General features: G+C 47.8%; 12 protein-coding genes. 2 read left to right on the top strand and 10 right to left on the bottom strand.

The features are described 5' to 3' along the window. Nucleotide 1: 1 nt before the first annotated feature. From ACHZCY_RS18855 to ACHZCY_RS18890, 8 genes are all read right to left on the bottom strand, one after another. Complete coding sequence (locus ACHZCY_RS18855) at nucleotides 2-853, bottom strand: transporter substrate-binding domain-containing protein (protein WP_319549980.1); 852 nt, start codon at nucleotides 851-853, stop codon at nucleotides 2-4. Nucleotides 854-942: 89 nt separating this feature from the next. After that, entirely contained in the window at nucleotides 943-1,839 is an 897-nt protein-coding gene (locus tag ACHZCY_RS18860) for a DMT family transporter (protein WP_319549981.1), read from the bottom strand. 11 nt (nucleotides 1,840-1,850) lie between these two features. Then, complete coding sequence (locus ACHZCY_RS18865) at nucleotides 1,851-3,059, bottom strand: aminopeptidase P family protein (protein ID WP_319549982.1); 1,209 nt, start codon at nucleotides 3,057-3,059, stop codon at nucleotides 1,851-1,853. 743 nt (nucleotides 3,060-3,802) lie between these two features. Beyond that, nucleotides 3,803-4,762, bottom strand: a complete 960-nt coding sequence (gene speB / locus ACHZCY_RS18870) for an agmatinase (protein WP_319549983.1) — start codon at nucleotides 4,760-4,762, stop codon at nucleotides 3,803-3,805. A gap of 370 nt (nucleotides 4,763-5,132) precedes the next feature. Next, complete coding sequence (locus ACHZCY_RS18875; RefSeq protein WP_319549984.1) at nucleotides 5,133-5,963, bottom strand: DODA-type extradiol aromatic ring-opening family dioxygenase; 831 nt, start codon at nucleotides 5,961-5,963, stop codon at nucleotides 5,133-5,135. Nucleotides 5,964-5,997: 34 nt separating this feature from the next. After that, entirely contained in the window at nucleotides 5,998-8,109 is a 2,112-nt protein-coding gene (gene ovoA / locus ACHZCY_RS18880; RefSeq protein WP_319549985.1) for a 5-histidylcysteine sulfoxide synthase, read from the bottom strand. 94 nt (nucleotides 8,110-8,203) lie between these two features. After that, complete coding sequence (locus ACHZCY_RS18885) at nucleotides 8,204-8,353, bottom strand: hypothetical protein (RefSeq protein ID WP_319549986.1); 150 nt, start codon at nucleotides 8,351-8,353, stop codon at nucleotides 8,204-8,206. A gap of 1,008 nt (nucleotides 8,354-9,361) precedes the next feature. Continuing rightward, nucleotides 9,362-10,768: an MBL fold metallo-hydrolase gene (locus ACHZCY_RS18890; RefSeq protein ID WP_319549987.1), complete on the bottom strand. Its 1,407-nt coding sequence runs from the start codon at nucleotides 10,766-10,768 to the stop codon at nucleotides 9,362-9,364. Nucleotides 10,769-11,152: 384 nt separating this feature from the next. Between ACHZCY_RS18890 and corA the strand changes: the two genes are divergently transcribed. Next, nucleotides 11,153-12,217, top strand: coding sequence for a magnesium/cobalt transporter CorA (gene corA / locus ACHZCY_RS18895; RefSeq protein ID WP_319549988.1), 1,065 nt, complete (start codon nucleotides 11,153-11,155; stop codon nucleotides 12,215-12,217). Between the two features lie 44 nt (nucleotides 12,218-12,261). Here the strand turns inward: corA and ACHZCY_RS18900 are convergent, their stop codons facing one another. Together ACHZCY_RS18900 and ACHZCY_RS18905 are read right to left on the bottom strand one after the other, a co-directional pair. Then, nucleotides 12,262-13,074 (bottom strand): mechanosensitive ion channel family protein, encoded by an 813-nt coding sequence (locus ACHZCY_RS18900; RefSeq protein WP_319549989.1) that lies wholly within the window; start codon nucleotides 13,072-13,074, stop codon nucleotides 12,262-12,264. Between the two features lie 9 nt (nucleotides 13,075-13,083). Next, nucleotides 13,084-14,310 (bottom strand): hypothetical protein, encoded by a 1,227-nt coding sequence (locus ACHZCY_RS18905; protein ID WP_319549990.1) that lies wholly within the window; start codon nucleotides 14,308-14,310, stop codon nucleotides 13,084-13,086. A gap of 531 nt (nucleotides 14,311-14,841) precedes the next feature. On the opposite strand from ACHZCY_RS18905, the gene ACHZCY_RS18910 reads away from it, so the two are divergent. Next, on the top strand, nucleotides 14,842-16,674 hold the full coding sequence (locus tag ACHZCY_RS18910) for an SLC13 family permease (protein WP_319549991.1): 1,833 nt from the start codon (nucleotides 14,842-14,844) through the stop codon (nucleotides 16,672-16,674). The last annotated feature ends 12 nt before the right edge of the window (nucleotides 16,675-16,686 follow it).

Raw genomic sequence — 16,686 nt, forward strand, 5'->3', positions numbered from 1 at the left:
TTTAGTTAACGGGTTCAGGGACCTTATCCAAAGGAAGATCCATGGTAAAACCAAACCATTTCATCTGCAGTTCTTTGAGTTTGCCGTTGTCATCAAGCTTTCTAATACCGTCGCTAAAGAACTGTACCAGTGAATTGCTGGCTTCATCTTTTCGGCCGGCCCATGCAAAATAGGATGGTGGGCCAAAAGCCGGCAGGATAATTTCAAAGACATCTGCACGCTCTTTCACCAGCGGGGCAATGTTTGGAACGGTGTTGACCACGGCATCCACCCGACGACCAGCCAGTGCAGCATATGCGTCGTCATAGCTGACGAACTCCATTAATTTGTCGACACCCTTGCCAGCTTTTGGCTTGAGCACTTCGTTTTCATAGTTTTTTAGTGCGTTGAAGTAGGGGGTAGCTCCCGCCTGGATACCGATTATTTTGCCGGCCATATCTTCAGCTGACTTAATGGCATCATCACCGGTTCGTTTAACAATCGTTAAAGATGCTGTGGAGATTGGTAAGGTGAAGGCATACTTTGCAGCACGTTCTTTGGTAATGGTTAAAGATGTACACACAAAATCATAGCGTTTGGCAACTAGACCAGCCAAAATTCCTTGGTACGGCAGGTCGAGCTGCTTGAGCTTTACCCCTGGAAGATCTTTGAGGATTTCGTCGAGCAGGTCTTTGCCGTATCCGACTATTTTCCCTTGTTTCAGCATTTCAAAAGGAGCGAAACGAGCTTCGGTGGCAATAACAATTTCACCCCTCTCTTTTATCTCTTCCAATAGATCTTTGGCCTGGCTTTGTGCGCTGGTCGCGAAAAAACATGCCAGCATTAAGGCAGCGAATTTAAACGGACGAATCATGATGAACCTCTTGTTTGTTGGTTTTGGTTTTTTATTGAAAAAATGGGTTGATACTGAACTGCACCCAGTGCTGCTGTAGCTTGTCTGTTTTATTGGTGATTATGAAAAACCTCCGTGCATTTTTTTGGCCCCCTGAGGAGAGCGAAGAGCGCGGGCCTGAGAGTATCAAGTGAGCCGACCACAGCCCCTCCGGTGACCAGGACGATGGCTGCACCATGTAAAAGCGTAAAGTTTGCCCCGTTGACGACAACCAGGAGCAGGGTCGATAAGAGCGGGGTAATGTAGGCCAGGCTGCCGATGGTTCTCGAATCACTCCGTTTCATGGCTGCGTCCCATGTGTAGAAAGCCATACCCATCGGGCCTATACCGAGGAGAACGATATTGATGCACTCTTCGGGGTTTGGCATTGGGAGCGATCCTTGAGTTATGTATTGCAGGCCAAGGGAGAGGAGGCCTGATACAAAACAGAATCCACCTACTGCTGCTGTGGAAAATAGCGGAAGCCGTTTGGTGAGCAGGGAATAACACGCCCAAATGATGGCAGCGCCAAATGCGCAGCAGTATCCCGAAAGGTACTCAATCTTCAGGCCGATCTTGCCGCCTGTAACGATGAGGATAGCTCCCGTAAGGCCAAATATCGCCCCAATGATATGGTGTGTTGTGAGGTTGTTGCCCGGTAAGATAATCGGCGTAAAAAGGACGATAAACAAAGGCCACAGGTATTGAATCATGTTTGCTTCAACGGCAGGCGCTTTTCCAAAAGCTGCAAACAGGAGGAAGTGGTAGCCAAAGATACCGCCTACGCCGACCATCCAGGTTACAGCTGAAACCTTCCACTCTCGAATTCTGAGAGCACCGACTATGCCGCAAGTAGTGAGCACGAGCCCCACTGACAGCAGGGGCGGTAAATGGGAAACCCGGTCTGTCAGTAGAGCGAGGGAGCTCCACATGGCTATAGTTGCGAGGGCAAATAAGGTGGCGTTCACTTGTCTGTCCTCTAGGCTTCAATTATATTGTGCTCAGGTCCCACTGGGAATCCTGTAATGTTTCGAGCACCATCGTCTGTCAGCACAAGTATGTCATGTTCTCTGTAGCCTCCTGCGCCTTGTTCTCCCTGGGGGATGGTTATCATAGGCTCCATGGAGATAACCATGTTCGGTTTAAGGACGGTTTCGATGTCTTCGCGCAATTCAAGGCCTGCTTCGCGTCCGTAGTAGTGGCTCAATACACCAAAGGAGTGGCCATAACCAAACGTGCGGTTTTCAAGAAGTCCTTCTTGGGCATATATTTCGTTGAGTTCTTTGGCTATATCGCAGCAACGGACTCCTGGTTTTATTAGGCTGAGTCCTTTTTGGTACACTCGACAATTAATGTTCCATAGCTCCAGCTCCCTGTCTGTTGGCTGGCCAAGAAAAAGGGTGCGTTCAAGAGCGGTGTAGTATCCGGCGATCATGGGGAAGCAGTTAAGGCTGAGAATGTCTCCTTTTTGAACTCTACGGCTTGTGACCGGATTGTGCGCACCGTCGGTGTTAATGCCTGACTGAAACCAGGTCCAGGTGTCCCGTAGTTCACCGTGGGGAATCCGGTGAGCTATCTCGCGCACCATGGCATTGGTTGAAGCCAGAGCAATTTCATGCTCAGGGACACCCTCAGCTATGGCTTCTACGCAGGCCGCTCCGCCGATGTCGGCAACTTGCGCCCCTATGGTAATAAGTGCTATTTCTTCGTCAGACTTGATCATTCGCATACGCATGATGTCTGCGCTGATGTCGATCAGGTCAGCGCCTGGAAAAGTATCTTCCAGTTTTCTCAGGTTTTGCATGGTTAGATGATCAAATTCGATGCCGATCCGCTTGCACCCAGGGAGGAGTTTTTTCACTGCTCGGAAATAGTTATCCTGTTTCCAGTCGGTATAAACAATGTTGTCTCCAAAACTGCGTCTGTATGGCTGCCCGAAATCAATATTGGCACTGATGGTTGTAGATTTCGTCTGAGTAACTGTCAGGCCGAAATTACGGCCAAAAGAACAGTAGAGAAAGTCAGAGTAATAGTTGATATTATGCATGGAGGTGAATAGTATCGCGTCGATATTTTCTGCCCCCATATATGTACGGAGAGTATCCATTCGGTGTTGCATTTCCCCGCTGGAAAAGGTCCCTTTGACCCTGTTTCCATTTTTTATTTCTAGTACATCGATCATGTCCATTATTGGAGGTCCTCCTTATCGTGATTGTCACTGGATGTGGTGTGTTTTCACTTTTAGTGCAACCGTTGTGCCCAAGAGACATGTCAGGGGTTTTTTGTGTTGAGGGTGTGTTCTGCTGTGAGCCATTAGTTTGGTTAAATGCTCGTTTTTAAATGTTTTATTTGAATTTATGGAGTGCTGTTATTTTTTTAAAGCCGAAAAAGAACAATAAAAGCATAAGTTGAGCTTATGGCCATATGAGCTGAGGTTGCCACTCGCAGGAAACGCGCTAAATATTGAACGAAAATGTATTTTGAAATGTATAGTTATCACAATAATGTAATTTTTCAGCGTGTGCTTTGGGGCGTTTCTGTTGTCGGCGTAGACTGCGAGCCCATCCGTGGAAAAACAGTTGGAATCGGATTCGCTTGAGAAATGCGATACTTTGAGGGGCACTTGAAAAACTAGATATTACGTTCGTCGTCAGGTCAGCCATAACTCCGTAGCATGCGCAAAAAATCACCATAGGCATGTGGTTACTAGAGGAGTCTAATGTTTACCTCCGAGGATAATTTTTTTAGCAGAACGAGGTAAGCGTCAGGATCCGGGAGGCCGGACGAAATAGTTGTTTTTCAAGGTGAAGAGGAGCTTCAGCGAAGGGAAGATGCAATGCCGTTATTGTTCATATTTTGGCCGAACCTTGTGTGTGGGAATTTATGACATACTCGTGAAAAGTATATGTCTTCTGGTTTAGTTGTCGTGGTCTAAGGGTGTTTTTCAGAGAGGACACCAGGGAGAACACACAGCATTTCAAATAGGAAATTGGCGCCAATCAAGGACGTGTTGCCGCTGGTGTCATATGGGGGAGATACTTCAACCAAATCACCTCCGACGATGTCAAGTCCCTGGCATCCGCGAACAATTTCAAGGGCCTGAATGGTTGTCAGGCCTCCGATTTCTACCGTACCGGTTCCTGGGGCATAGGCAGGGTCAAGGCCGTCAATGTCAAAACTGATATAGACAGGACCGTTCCCAACCTGTTGCCGTACTTCTTCCATGAGGGGAGTCAGTGATTTGTGCCAGCACTCCTCTGCCTGCACTACCCGGAATCCCTGTTTTCTTCCCCAGTCAAAATCCTCTGCGGCATAGCCGCTTCCCCGGACACCAATCTGGACAACACGGTTGCCATTGATAAGGCCTTCTTCAATCGCTCGCCTGAAGGTTGTGCCGTGAGCGATCTTCTCGCCAAACATTTCATCATTAACATCGGTGTGGGCGTCCACGTGAACCAGGCCAACAGGGCCATGTTTCTTTGCGATGGCTCTTAGTATCGGTAGGGTGACGGTGTGATCTCCACCTAGAGTTAAAGGGATGCAGTTGTGCTGAAGGATTTCATCAAATTTTTGCTCGATGATGTCTATGCTTTTTAATAAGCTGTAAGTGTTTATAGGGATGTCACCAATATCGGCAACTTGAATGTTGTCAAAAGGTGCGGCCCCTGTCCCCATGTTATAAGGTCTGATCATGCAGGATTCTGCTCGAATGGATCGTGGAGCATGTCTTGCCCCAACTCGGTTTGAAGTCCCTATATCAAGCGGGATGCCGACAAAACAGGCATCAAGCCCGGCAGCATTTTTTTGCGTTGGCAGTCGCATCATTGTTGCGGGTCCACCGGCCCTTGTCATGTCGTTACCGCCGAGAGGCTGGTTGAACTTTTTTTCCATGTGCTCTTCTCCTGAACAACTGATTGACGACCATTTTTCATACTCTTGTGAGTTATTGCACCAGGGAAGGTGCTAGCAATATCAGGACCATTTGTACGTGCAGGTAAATATAGTAGAGCGATGAGGCCACTGTTGTAAGAGAAGAGGAATGACGGAGGGAAGGATAGGGCTGCCTTTATTTCATTTTAGGGTGTCTTGAATAAATAAAAAATAATTTCAAATTCAAGACGCATCGAAAATTTTACCACAGGCATATAGCTGATATCAGGATCTTTGGTTACCTCCAAGGATAAAATTTTAGATGGAAAAGAAAGGACTATCCGGCAGCTTAAGAATTACTCGTAGCTGCGCTGGTTTGTAAAAAGGGCCTTTAGTTAGTTGGAAATATACTGAATTGCTCTGCTGACCAATAGTACATGCTTGATTTTCTACCCAAAATTCGAAGTTCAAAAAAATCGGAACAATGGGTGCGGGTAAGACCATAGCAAACATGTAATGGGAGCAGATGCTCTTCTCGGGGATGGCAAAAATCGGCAAAAGGGGCTTGGTGCCACTGGGTGAGCCTTTGTGCTCTTTCCGCTTCCTCAATATCCGGGTTCGAACAGGTCTCCACCAGCCAACTTTCAAAAGATACATTCATTGCTTCCGATTCGCTGGTAACAGGTGTGAAAAAGGCATTCATGTTGTGAAAGGAAAAGCCGGAACCAATCACAAGTAGATTTTCATGAGCCAGGTCTTGGAGAATTTCTCCTATCCGAAGATGTTCAGCAGGGTCGAGGCCGCTAACAAGGGACACCTGTACACAAGGAATATCAGCATCCGGATACATTATTTTTAGGGGGACAAACACACCATGATCAAAATCTCTTTGGTCATCCAGCCTGGAGGCAACACCTTTCTTTTCAAATATCTCGTGGAGTTGGTTGGCTAGCCCGGGGTCGCCTGGGCAGGCGTACTGAATGGTGTAGGATTCTTCTGGAAACCCAGAGTAGTCATACAAAAGAGCTGGGCGTGCCGCCGAGGTGATGGTGGCTACGTTTTCTTCCCAGTGCGCACTGATGATGAGGATAGCCGATGGCGTTGGTATGTGGTCTGCAATTTTTTTTAAGCAGGCAACCATCTCTTTATGCCCTTCGTCCCCAAGAAGAGGCGAAGGGCCGCCCCCATGAGACAAAAACAATACTTGTGGTTTGTTTGTCACCGAAATCTTCTCCTGTAATGGGTGGAACGCTGAGTTAATCGGCGCGCTTTTCCCATGCTGTCATCTGGGCAATGGTGTGTTGAAATTTTCTTTTGGTCTCCCGCAGCACAAAAGGTATATCCTGTGGGTCTGTCGCCATCTGAAAATGCTTGCTGAGGATTTCCTGCAAACCTTCCAAGGTGGTATAGGGCTCGCCATCCCGCCTGAAGCCACCTATCCAGTTTTCTTTTTTGGTGAATTCTTCAAGCCAGGTGTAAGGGGAGGTTAAGACCAGCAATCCACCGGGGTGCAGACGCTCATGAATGGTGGTTAAAAACGTACGAGGATCATAGAGACGGTCCAGCAGATTGGCTGCTACAATCAGATCATAGCCGGTAAAGCGGGGTTTTAAATTTGAGGCATCGGCCTGGAAAAATTCAACCTTGTTTTTTGTCGATTCCAGGCCGAAGTCGGCGAGTTTCCGCTCGTGATAGGAAGTAATCTCCCCCTCCTCAGTAAGTCCGTAATGGGTTGCCCCCTTTTCCTGCATTTGAAAAGCGATGCGGATGAAACGGGCCGAAAAATCCAACCCCTGAACAAAATCAAACTCCTTGGCCAGCTCAAAGGTGGTTCTGCCCACTGCACAGCCAAGATCCAACGCTTTCTTTTTCGGTCTGTTTTCCATCAAGGCAAGACAGTGAGCAGCCACGGTGGCTGAAAAATTAGCAACATCGAAATAACTTTTTCCGTAATGGGCCTCACAGTACTGAGAAACAGCACCATCGGTTTCGTACATGGCCTCAGGTTGGACAAGAGGCTGCTTGGCCTCAACGTAGCGAAAACCAGCATGCTGAAAGAAATGTCGCCGAAAGGCATAACGCGCATCTTTAGTCGCTTCATTGCCGGTGGATATCCATGATCCACCCTTTATTAAGTTGTGGCGGGTGTCAAAGGTGGGGGTGGAAAAATCATCATAGCATGGGTGGACCTCAAAACCGGTAAAGCCGGAAATCGGGGTCTCGGTCCATTGCCAGACATTGCCGATGATATCGTAAAAATCACCCACTGAAAAACGGGTAACCGGGCAGGAGGAGGCCCAGTATTCCAAATTAATGTTTCCCGGTGCTTTGTCCCAGTATGGCTGGTCGGCAATCGGTTGCAGGCTCCTCAGGCGATACCATTCATCTTCGCTTGGCAGGCGGATGGGCTTACCGGTTTTATCTGCCATCCAGTTACAGAATGCCTTGGCCTCAAGATAGTTAACCTCAACCGGCCAATCCCATGGCATCTCGATAATACTGGTCATGGTACGATACTGGTAACCGTCTTTGCCCGGTATCCAGAACAAGGGATGCTGCGCCTGCGAAAAAGAAACCCAGTTCCAGCCTTCTTCCGTCCAAAATTGTTGCTGTTTGTACCCGTGATCCTCTACAAAAGAGAGGTATTCCTTGTTGGAGACCAGATACTTTGCAGCAGCAAAATCCCAGACTTCAGCTTCATGAACCCCGAATTCATTATCCCAGCCATAGAGAGGGTCATTTTTGTGCTTGCCTACAACAACTTTGCCACCTTTTACCGGTATTAAGCTGTTTTCAGGTGGCTCATTGCTTTGTTCACAGATCTTCCATACGTCAAGCTGTCGCACCTGATCTATGGGCAAGCGGCGAATGATTACCGAGGAGGTTTCCAGATGGATGCGCTGATGTTCAATTCCCATCATCATCACCCAAAAGGGACTCTCCCAGTTGATGGGCATCTCCAGCGGCAGGGTGGAAATTAATTGATCCACAAAGTTCCTGACCTGTACCCTGTATTCCTTAACAGCCTCCACCGATGGCCAATCGTAGTGGGAACTGTCCAGATCATCCCACGACATCTCATCCACACCCACTGCAAACATGGACTCAAAGGTGTGGTTAATGCGGGTGGTGGTTAATTTGGCGATGATCAGCTTGTTCATGTAAAATGTCGCCGTGTGGCCCAGGTAAAAAATCAGCGGATGCCGCAAAGGTTCAGCCCTCAGGTAAAAGGCTTCATCCCCAGCCAGAGTGCCGTATAGTTGGTCCTCAAGGGCAAAGGTGTCGTGGAAATACTGACGAATCTCTGCCCGCTTCTCCTCAGCATTTCCCTGGTTCAAAATAGTGGTCTTGGTCACACGACGATTCATCTTCACTCCTTCGGGTAAATACAGTTCAAAACCCTATCAACGGCAAAACAAATAAAAAGTTGGATGTTAAGGGTATGTGTCTGCTTTGATTATTCTAAATGGGCATTGTTGCCGCTCCCAGGATGCCGCTGGGGATAGTTGCATCGTGCCTTTCGAAGCGGTTCCGGGCGTTGAGTCTCAGCCAGGTAAGAGAAACAGTCTCAGTTTTTTGGGCGGATTTTACCGCCTCAACAAAGGTTGACATGTCAGAGATCTCCTGCCCGTTGTATGCAATGAGTATATCTCCTGTTATTGATTGTGAGCCCTTGGTCTATTTCCTCGAAGGTGCCTGGTTTTTCCTGGCTCAACCGTTTTTCCGGAGGAACCAGGGCTGCTTTCTCGTCAAGTTTAAGACGCCTTTTTCCAGCATTCTGTGGTGAACGCTGAAGCCCAAATACACTGCCAATCCAACGAGAATCAGAGGTGGGGTAAGGTATTTGGCAATTTGAATAAAATTAACAAATTTTGACCTTAGCCCGGATTTCTCATCAGTTCAGGCGGCGTCAGGTTCAAAGTTTTTGGTAATGAATTATAATAGATTATATTCATTACCAAAATACTGAAGAAGATGATGCTGGATGGACTGACCTTTGGTGAACATTGTGTGAAACTTTCAAATCCACGTGAGGTTGCATAACATGCAGAAATTGTGTGTACTTTGACAAGTTGATACAATGTTCATGAGAAATCCGGGTTGATAGTAGCCAACAATGCACTGCCGCATCCGCTAAGAATCAACCAAAAGGTTACAAAGAATTCCGTACCATATTTTTTTGTATTTTTCTTCTTTGTTTCATCGATTATTTATCTTATGAACCTCACTAGCAAGCCGACCGTTGTTGTTGAGGCGAACCTCTTCATGGTACTGTCAGTATCGGTAACAACGGGGTGTATACAGTTGACTTGGATGGGTCGATACGCCCCCGTTGGTCGTGGTTCCTTTTGTTTATACCTAAATCCTGCAATTGGAAATTTCGGAGTCTACGCTACCTGCCGAAGATGTGAGGCACCGGAGGCGCAGACGTATAAAAATACTTCAAGCCTTCGGTAACGTAGCAGATTTGGTGAAATTGCCGATCCCGAAGGGCGTTGAAGGTGAGAAAAAATAGGTTCACTCAAACCGTGAATAGAACTTCAAATCAATTTTCTGCTCAATATGTTGTTTTTTAAAATAGAATTTATTTTTTCTAACATTCGACGTGCAGGACTTAGGTTATATTGTAACACTCTGGTGCGGTTCAGGAACCTGCACTGATGGTAGGCCGATTTGTGAACGTAGTGCTTCTGCGAGTGCATTGGCCGATTCCTCTTCGCCATGTATCACAAAGGTGTGTGCCGGTTTTTTTTGCATAACGCCGGCCCATGCAAGCAGGCCTTCCCGATCGGCGTGACCGCTGAATCCGGTCAGCACCTCAATTTTGGCCCTGACCGCATATTTTTCGCCGAATATACTGACTTCCTCGTTCCCTTCTACAATTCTTCTGCCCAAGGTGTAGGGAGACTGCCATCCGGTGATCAGGATGGTGTTTTTGGGGTCACCAATCCGGCTTTTGAGGTGGTGAAGAATGCGCCCTCCTTCCATCATGCCGCTGGCACTTATGACAATGGCCGGTTTATCAGACGCGCTCAATGCCTTTGACTCTTCGACTGAGGCCGTGTAGTTCATCGTTTCAAAACCGAACGGGTCGTTTTCTTTGTCCTGCAGCATAAATTCAAGAATTTCCTCGTCATAGGATTCAGGGTGCAGGCGGAAAATGTCGGTCGCCCTTGTCGCCAGCGGACTGTCGACATAAATGGGCATTGGCGGGATATCGCCGTGCTCAAAAAGTTTATGGAGGGTATATACGATCTGCTGGGTCCTGCCGACGGCAAATGCAGGAAGCAGAAGCGTTCCGCCGCGTTCATAGGTTTCGTTGACTATTCGTTTCAGCTCTTTTTCAGACTCGGGGTAGGGGGGGTGCGACCTGTTGCCGTAGGTGCTTTCCATGATCAACACATCGGCTCCTTCTGTGATCGGCTGCGGGTCGCGTATAATTGGGATGCCTGGACGTCCGATATCGCCGCTGAACACAAGTCTGATGTCTCTGTCTGTCTCTTCCTCATGGATGTCAAGCACCACATGGGCGCTGCCCAGCATGTGCCCGGCATCTATAAGTGTAAGCTCAATCCCTGGGAAAATCTGACGTTTACGGTTGTAGCTCATGCCTATAAACTGTTCCATCGAACGGACAACGTCTTCCTTGGTGTATAGGGGTTCGAAGGGGACTTTCCCATCCCTTTCCCGTGCACGATTGACGAATTCAACCTCTCTGGTCTGGAGATACGCGCTGTCCATCAACATCACGGCACACAAATCGCGTGTAGCAGAAGTGCAGATAATATCGCCTTTGAAACCGTTCCTGACCCTGCATGGTATATTGCCGGAATGATCGATGTGGGCATGGGAAAGGATGATAGCATCAAGATCACCGTCACAGGGGTTTTGCCGGTTCAAATGAAATGCTTCTTTGCGTCTTCCCTGAAACAGGCCACAGTCAAGAAGCAGCCGCAGACCATTGACCTCGATCAAATGCTGGGAACCGGTTACTGTTTTCGCTGCGCCAAGAAAGGTAATTTTCATGAGTTCTCCCTACAAAAAAGTGATTACCCGAAAGGTGGAGTGAGATATAGGCTAAATTACATCTTAACATAACAGAAATATTTAGAAAATCGAGCAAAATGCCTCCAGGCCAGGTGTTGTTTGTACGGTGAAATAGAGGATAAGGGATAGCTGATCTGCAAAAAACGATATGGTTTACATTTGTACGGTGGTTTGTTAATGGGGCGCCTGCATCATCTCGTGCTGTATATCTCCTTTACAGGGAGGATTGATAAAGTGTTATAATACCTTTCAGCTACCTACAGTCGTGGCTGACGAATTACAACCGTCTCTCTTCCTTTCCTTGCAAAGGCAGCTTGACCGGCGATGTTTCAGAGGAAGTGCTCAAAAGACAAAGGTGAATTTATGGCGCGTTTTATTAAAAGCAGTGAAAAGGCTACTGGTCTGTCGCCCTGGTCGCCGGTTTTTATCGGCAACCGTAAACTCGAAAAAACGATCATCCGAATCCTTGATTATAATAAGAATACTCTGGAAGATGAAACGGTCGATACTCCTGGAAACATGGGACAATTTTTCGGTGCTGAAACAGTTACCTGGATTAGTGTTTATGGGCTGCATGATGTAGACATAATCAAGTCTGTCGGCGAAATTTTCGGAATACATCCGCTGACACTTGGAGATATAGCCAATACCGGGCAGCGTCCGAAAATGGAGGAATATGAGAATTACATCTACCTGGTCCTGAAAATGTTGCGGTTTGACAGTGATGAGGAGATCGTTAAGGCCGACCAGCTTTCACTTATACTCGGAGAGCATTTTCTGCTCACCTTCCATGAGCAACCTATCGACATTTTCCTGCCGGTAAGGCAGCGAATAAGCAAAAGTAAAGGCCGAATCAGGGAAAAAGGGCCCGATTATCTCGCATATGCATTACTTGATACAATCATTGATAATTATATGATTGCGATTGAAAATATAGGAAGCAAAATTGAGGAGCTTGAAGATCTGATTCTGGAAGAGCCTACCCAGGAACTTCTCAGTCAAATAACCAACTATAAAAGAGAAGTGAACTATCTACGCAAATCCATACGACCGGCGCGTGAACTGCTGTTGCAGTTGGCAAAAAATGATTCAGAATTTATTCGTGAGCAGACGACGCCGTTTTTGAAAGACCTCCAGGATATTGCAACCCAGGCGACAGAAACGCTGGATTCATACAGGGAGATGCTTTCTGATCATCTCAATATCTACAATACAGCAGTGAGCAACAGGCTCAACGAAATCATGAAAGTGCTCACTGTGTTTGCAGCTATATTTATCCCGCTGACCTTTATTGCAGGCATCTATGGGACAAACTTTGAATATGTACCTGAATTGCATTTCAAATACAGTTACTTCATTTTCTGGGGGATGATGCTGCTGGTAGCAGGTGTGATGCTTCGTTTTTTCAGGCGCAAAGGCTGGTTGTAGAGGTGCCGGACGGTGCAAAAAATGAGGAGGGGCTGTCAAGGTGATCAGCTGTCTCTTTGAGCAAGGGAAACGGCAGTGGTAAATTCCACACCTTTGTTTCGTAAGGCGGCTTTACCGCGTATTGTCAAATCGGTGATAAAGTGAAACTGCTGGAGCGGTTCAACCGGATATGCCTTGAGCCGATAGTGGGTTCCCCACGGTTTTTCCTGCACAATGACATTGATCGGCTTTTCGATTTGTACAAAAGAACTTGTTAAGGCGACGTCGTGCAGCACCTGTTTAACCTGTGCTGCGTCATGGTTGGGGTGAAGATAAAAATCCGCGGCGCACTGCAGGTCCTGGCTGCCGTCATTAGCGTTGAAAATGAGCTGGTCCCAGATTTTCAAATGGGGAATAAACACAACGGTATCATCAGGGGTGACGATCTCTGCATTCCGCATATTGATAGTTCTTACTTCTCCGTATGCTCCGTTGATTTCTATCCAGTCGCCGGGGCGGTAAGGGGCCTCGTACAGCGTTACTATGCCCGCAAGCAGGCTGCTGACATAATCTTTAAAGACGAATCCCAAGCCAAACCCCAGCAAACCCAGCAGAACCGTCAAGTTCTCAACGGTGGGTTCAATGACTGAGGTGATAAACAATATCAGGCCGGCAAGTATGATGAGCAGGCGAAGAATCGGTATGGCGGAAAGAGTGTAAAAGCGAAAACGACCGGCTAACCTTTTGGCCAGCCATGCCAGGGATCGTGATGAAAGTATGATCAGCAGCCATGTACCGATCACAATCAGTGCCAGCTGAAAAACGTCAACTGCTATGAGGGTCCGCACGATTTCGGCGGCAGCAACGGAACTGTCCATCCTCTTCTCCTAAAAGTGATCAACCAGGTAACGACTGCTCTGGAGGAACTGGCGTACAGCCGGATATCCCAGCGGTGTAACCTGCCAGACTGCGTTATCCCTTTCCACCAGTTCATATTCTTTCAGACGGTACAAGGTCGCCAAGACGTTTTTTTGCGAAAGTGGTAACAGCAGCTGCAACACCTCCTGGGTAAGTCCGTTATGCAGGAGGAGTGCATGCAGGATAAAAGCTTCATTACAGCCAATGTCCGAAGGGAGCGATGGAAGCTTGAGCTGATTCCATGGTATAACCCAAATAGTTTGCTGCGGCATATCAGGCTGCTCCGTACTATGCTGTTCCTGCTGGTTTTCACCAGGTTCGGTCTGCATGCTGGTACACCAGATTTTTTGGGCAATGCCGAAATTGCCGCGGCTGTAAGCTGCGACAATCTGCAAGAAATTGCTGTATTCCATGGAAGTATCGTGCTTCTCCAGCAGCGGCAGTACGTATCGACCGTCATGTGATTGGCGAATAAGCAGCTGGCCTCCAGTGGAAGCATTTATCAATCCCTGAAAGTATTTGATTAGTCTGGGCTCATCAAAGGCCTGCAATGTCATGACTGCAGGAGTTGGGCCGCTCCAGAGGTGTTGAATAAAGGCCCATGCCCAACTGTCGCAGCCGATAATCACCTTTCCCATGTTGCCGGAGCAGGCGTGGGCGATAAATTGGCGAATAAGCTGCAGTCCCTCTGCATGACGTAGGTAAATTTTCTCCAGGTTGGGCAAAACCCAGGGGCCGGCACCGGTGATTTGGCTGGAAAACAAAGCACTATCTCTGCTGAGTATCTGCTCTGGAGCTGGACTATCCAGGATGCGCCAGGATTGCATTTTTGCCAAAGCTTTAAGTGCTTCGCTGTTACCGCTGTAAGGCGCGCCGACGATAACCATCACAGGCGCACGTTGAGCATCTTTATCCAGCCAATCACTCATGGCCGTATCCAGAGCCGAGGCCGAATCTCTCCAGTCCGGAATCGGTGCAATGGTTTCCAGGAGGCACTGAGGTAATGAGGACAGTTTTTCTTGAGCTTTGAGCGGGAGACTCTGGCTGGGCATATCTCGCTGAAATAGCCGACGAAAAGATGTAAAACGTACCCTTGCACTGTAGGTAACCGGCGTGGTCGGAAGTTGGTAGTCAGCAAGCTGAACGTATTGCCAGGTGGGTTGGTCAGCTTTATCGGCAGCAGAAGAGGAAGTCATCAGTGGTTCCGTATGTAGCGTTTAAACGACCTGGCTGTTTGAGTACCAGGCAGTTGGTTGACCATTACGGGTGGTCATTTTCAAGTGTCTTGTGTACGCTCTGCTCTATCAACATTGAGGAATAGCTGCGAACCGTGGTTTGTTTGATTTTATCTGTCCGAATACTGATGGTCTCCCCTTTGTGTTCAAGTCAGTGGGGAAATGTATGATACAGATATCTCTTTTTTTATTACTCATAACTTACTGTAACCGCAATGAAAATGATTTGCTTTCATCCCTAGGTTCACACTTTTGAACCAATCATTGGAAATAAAGCAACGGCCTGCCGGAAAGTGGTTGCGAACAAAAAAAGATATGCTCTGGAATTTTACTGCTTATGCAGGACTGCTGATAGTTGAATTGTTAAATGATATTGTTATACTTTCCTTCTAAGGTGGAAGTTGTTGTAATCACCTGATCCTATCTCTTCGCCGGGTGGCAGCACCATAGTGCATGCATACGCTTTTAACTTTTTATTGAGGTGGCTGATAAATGAACCTTCCTTTGCCCCCGAACCCGCATGCCGTTTTTGTCCTGGTACTGACGGCCTTTGCCCTCATCCTGTTCAGCAGGGAGAAAGTGCCGCTTGAATCGTCAAGCCTGCTGGTCTTGGTTGCCCTCATTGTCGGGTTTGAGATATTTCCCTTTGCAGAAAATGATACTGTCATACATGCTGTCGAATTTTTTTCCGGTTTCGGCAATGAGGCGCTGGTGGCTGTATGTGCTCTTATGGTAGCTGGGCAGGGCATACTGCGCACGGGTGGACTGGAGCCGGTGGGACGCTTCCTCGCAAAGCTCTGGAAAAGCAGTCCGAGCATATCACTGCTGCTCACACTGCTTGTGGGCGCTTTTATAAGTGCCTTTATTAACAACGTTCCTGTTGTGGTGCTGCTGCTCCCTGTCCTGATTAGCGTATCCCTGAAAACAAAATCTCCGGCTTCGTCGGTGCTGATGCCCATGGGCTTCTCAACCCTGTTAGGGGGAACCTGTACCACTATAGGCACGTCAACAAACCTTCTCGTAGTCTCGGTGGTAGCTGAAATGGGGCTGGAGACGTTTGATATGTTCGACTTTCTTCTGCCGGCGGTGCTTGCCGGCAGTGTAGGAATAGCCTATCTCTGGCTTATTGCTCCACGGATGATAACCAAGCGTGATATTGCTATAACCGACGGCACGCCGAGAATATTTGCGGCTCATTTGGCCGTGTTAAAAGATAGTCCCATTGTAGGTGCCCCCCTGTCAAAAGCTCTGGAGCTTACAGATGGCAAGATGAAGGTGACAGCATTGGAACGGGGAGAAGATAAGCTGTTTATCCATCAGGACCTTATACTCCAGGCAGGAGACCATCTGGTGATAAGAGACACCCCCGTCAATCTTAAAGAATATGAGAAACTGCTGAAAGGGACGCTGTATCCTGCTGACTCAGAAGATATTCCCATTGACGATGATCACCCATTAATGGCCGATGATCAACAGCTAGCCGAGATTGTTGTTACAGAAGGATCGCCCCTGAACGGCACCACCCTGAGTAATTATCGTTTTTCTGATCGTTACGGTTTGATCACGCTGGCACTTCATCGCACGGGGAAAAAACTCAAGCGAATCCACAAAGAAATAAGTGATATCCGGCTAATGAATGGTGATATTCTGCTGGTGCAGGGGCCGCGTGAACAGATATCAGAGCTGAAACAGCGCTCTGAGGTACTCATTCTTGATGCTACGGTGGATCTGCCCTTTTCAAAGAAGGCACCAGTGGCGATGTTTATCATGAAAGGTGTTATTCTTACGGCTGCCTTTGGCTTGTTGCCTATTGCCGTCAGCGCGACCTTGGGTGCCTTGCTGATGATTTTGACTGGGTGCTTGAGTTGGCGAGATGCAACCAGAGCCATGAGCGCGCAGGTTATCCTCATTGTGGTGACCAGTTTGGCGCTGGGCGCAGCAATGCTCAAAACCGGCGGCGCCGACTATCTGGGCTCAGTTTTTGTGGCCCTGGCAGGGAATGCATCGCCTGCTTTTGTTATAAGCGGTTTGATTTTGATGATGGCGGTTTTCACCAATATCATTTCCAACAACGCTGCCGCAGTTATCGGCACCCCAATAGCCATTTCTATTGCCAGTCAGATGGGGCAGCCTCCTGAAGCTTTTATTCTGGCGGTACTATTTGGAGCAAATATGAGCTATGCCACTCCAATGGCTTACAAGACAAACCTGCTGGTCATGAACGCGGGGGAATATACTTTTTCTGATTTCCTGAAAGTCGGCATTCCCCTTGTTTTTATCATGTGGGGAATGCTCTCCGTTCTGCTGCCGCTGCTCTATTTGTAGTAAGGAGTATAT

Origin of the sequence: Desulfogranum marinum (assembly GCF_963675105.2) — a bacterium.
In the GTDB taxonomy this organism is placed as follows: Bacteria; Desulfobacterota; Desulfobulbia; order Desulfobulbales; family Desulfobulbaceae; genus Desulfogranum; species Desulfogranum marinum.

Excerpts from the sequence above, each read along its gene's own strand:
- ACHZCY_RS18855 (WP_319549980.1), bottom strand. The coding sequence starts at position 853 with ATGATTCGTCCGTTTAAATTCGCTGCCTTAATGCTGGCATGTTTTTTC.
- ACHZCY_RS18865 (WP_319549982.1), bottom strand. The coding sequence starts at position 3,059 with ATGGACATGATCGATGTACTAGAAATAAAAAATGGAAACAGGGTCAAA.
- speB (WP_319549983.1), bottom strand. The coding sequence starts at position 4,762 with ATGGAAAAAAAGTTCAACCAGCCTCTCGGCGGTAACGACATGACAAGG.
- ovoA (WP_319549985.1), bottom strand. The coding sequence starts at position 8,109 with ATGAATCGTCGTGTGACCAAGACCACTATTTTGAACCAGGGAAATGCT.
- ACHZCY_RS18885 (WP_319549986.1), bottom strand. The coding sequence starts at position 8,353 with ATGTCAACCTTTGTTGAGGCGGTAAAATCCGCCCAAAAAACTGAGACT.
- ACHZCY_RS18890 (WP_319549987.1), bottom strand. The coding sequence starts at position 10,768 with ATGAAAATTACCTTTCTTGGCGCAGCGAAAACAGTAACCGGTTCCCAG.
- corA (WP_319549988.1), top strand. The coding sequence starts at position 11,153 with ATGGCGCGTTTTATTAAAAGCAGTGAAAAGGCTACTGGTCTGTCGCCC.
- ACHZCY_RS18900 (WP_319549989.1), bottom strand. The coding sequence starts at position 13,074 with ATGGACAGTTCCGTTGCTGCCGCCGAAATCGTGCGGACCCTCATAGCA.
- ACHZCY_RS18905 (WP_319549990.1), bottom strand. The coding sequence starts at position 14,310 with ATGACTTCCTCTTCTGCTGCCGATAAAGCTGACCAACCCACCTGGCAA.
- ACHZCY_RS18910 (WP_319549991.1), top strand. The coding sequence starts at position 14,842 with ATGAACCTTCCTTTGCCCCCGAACCCGCATGCCGTTTTTGTCCTGGTA.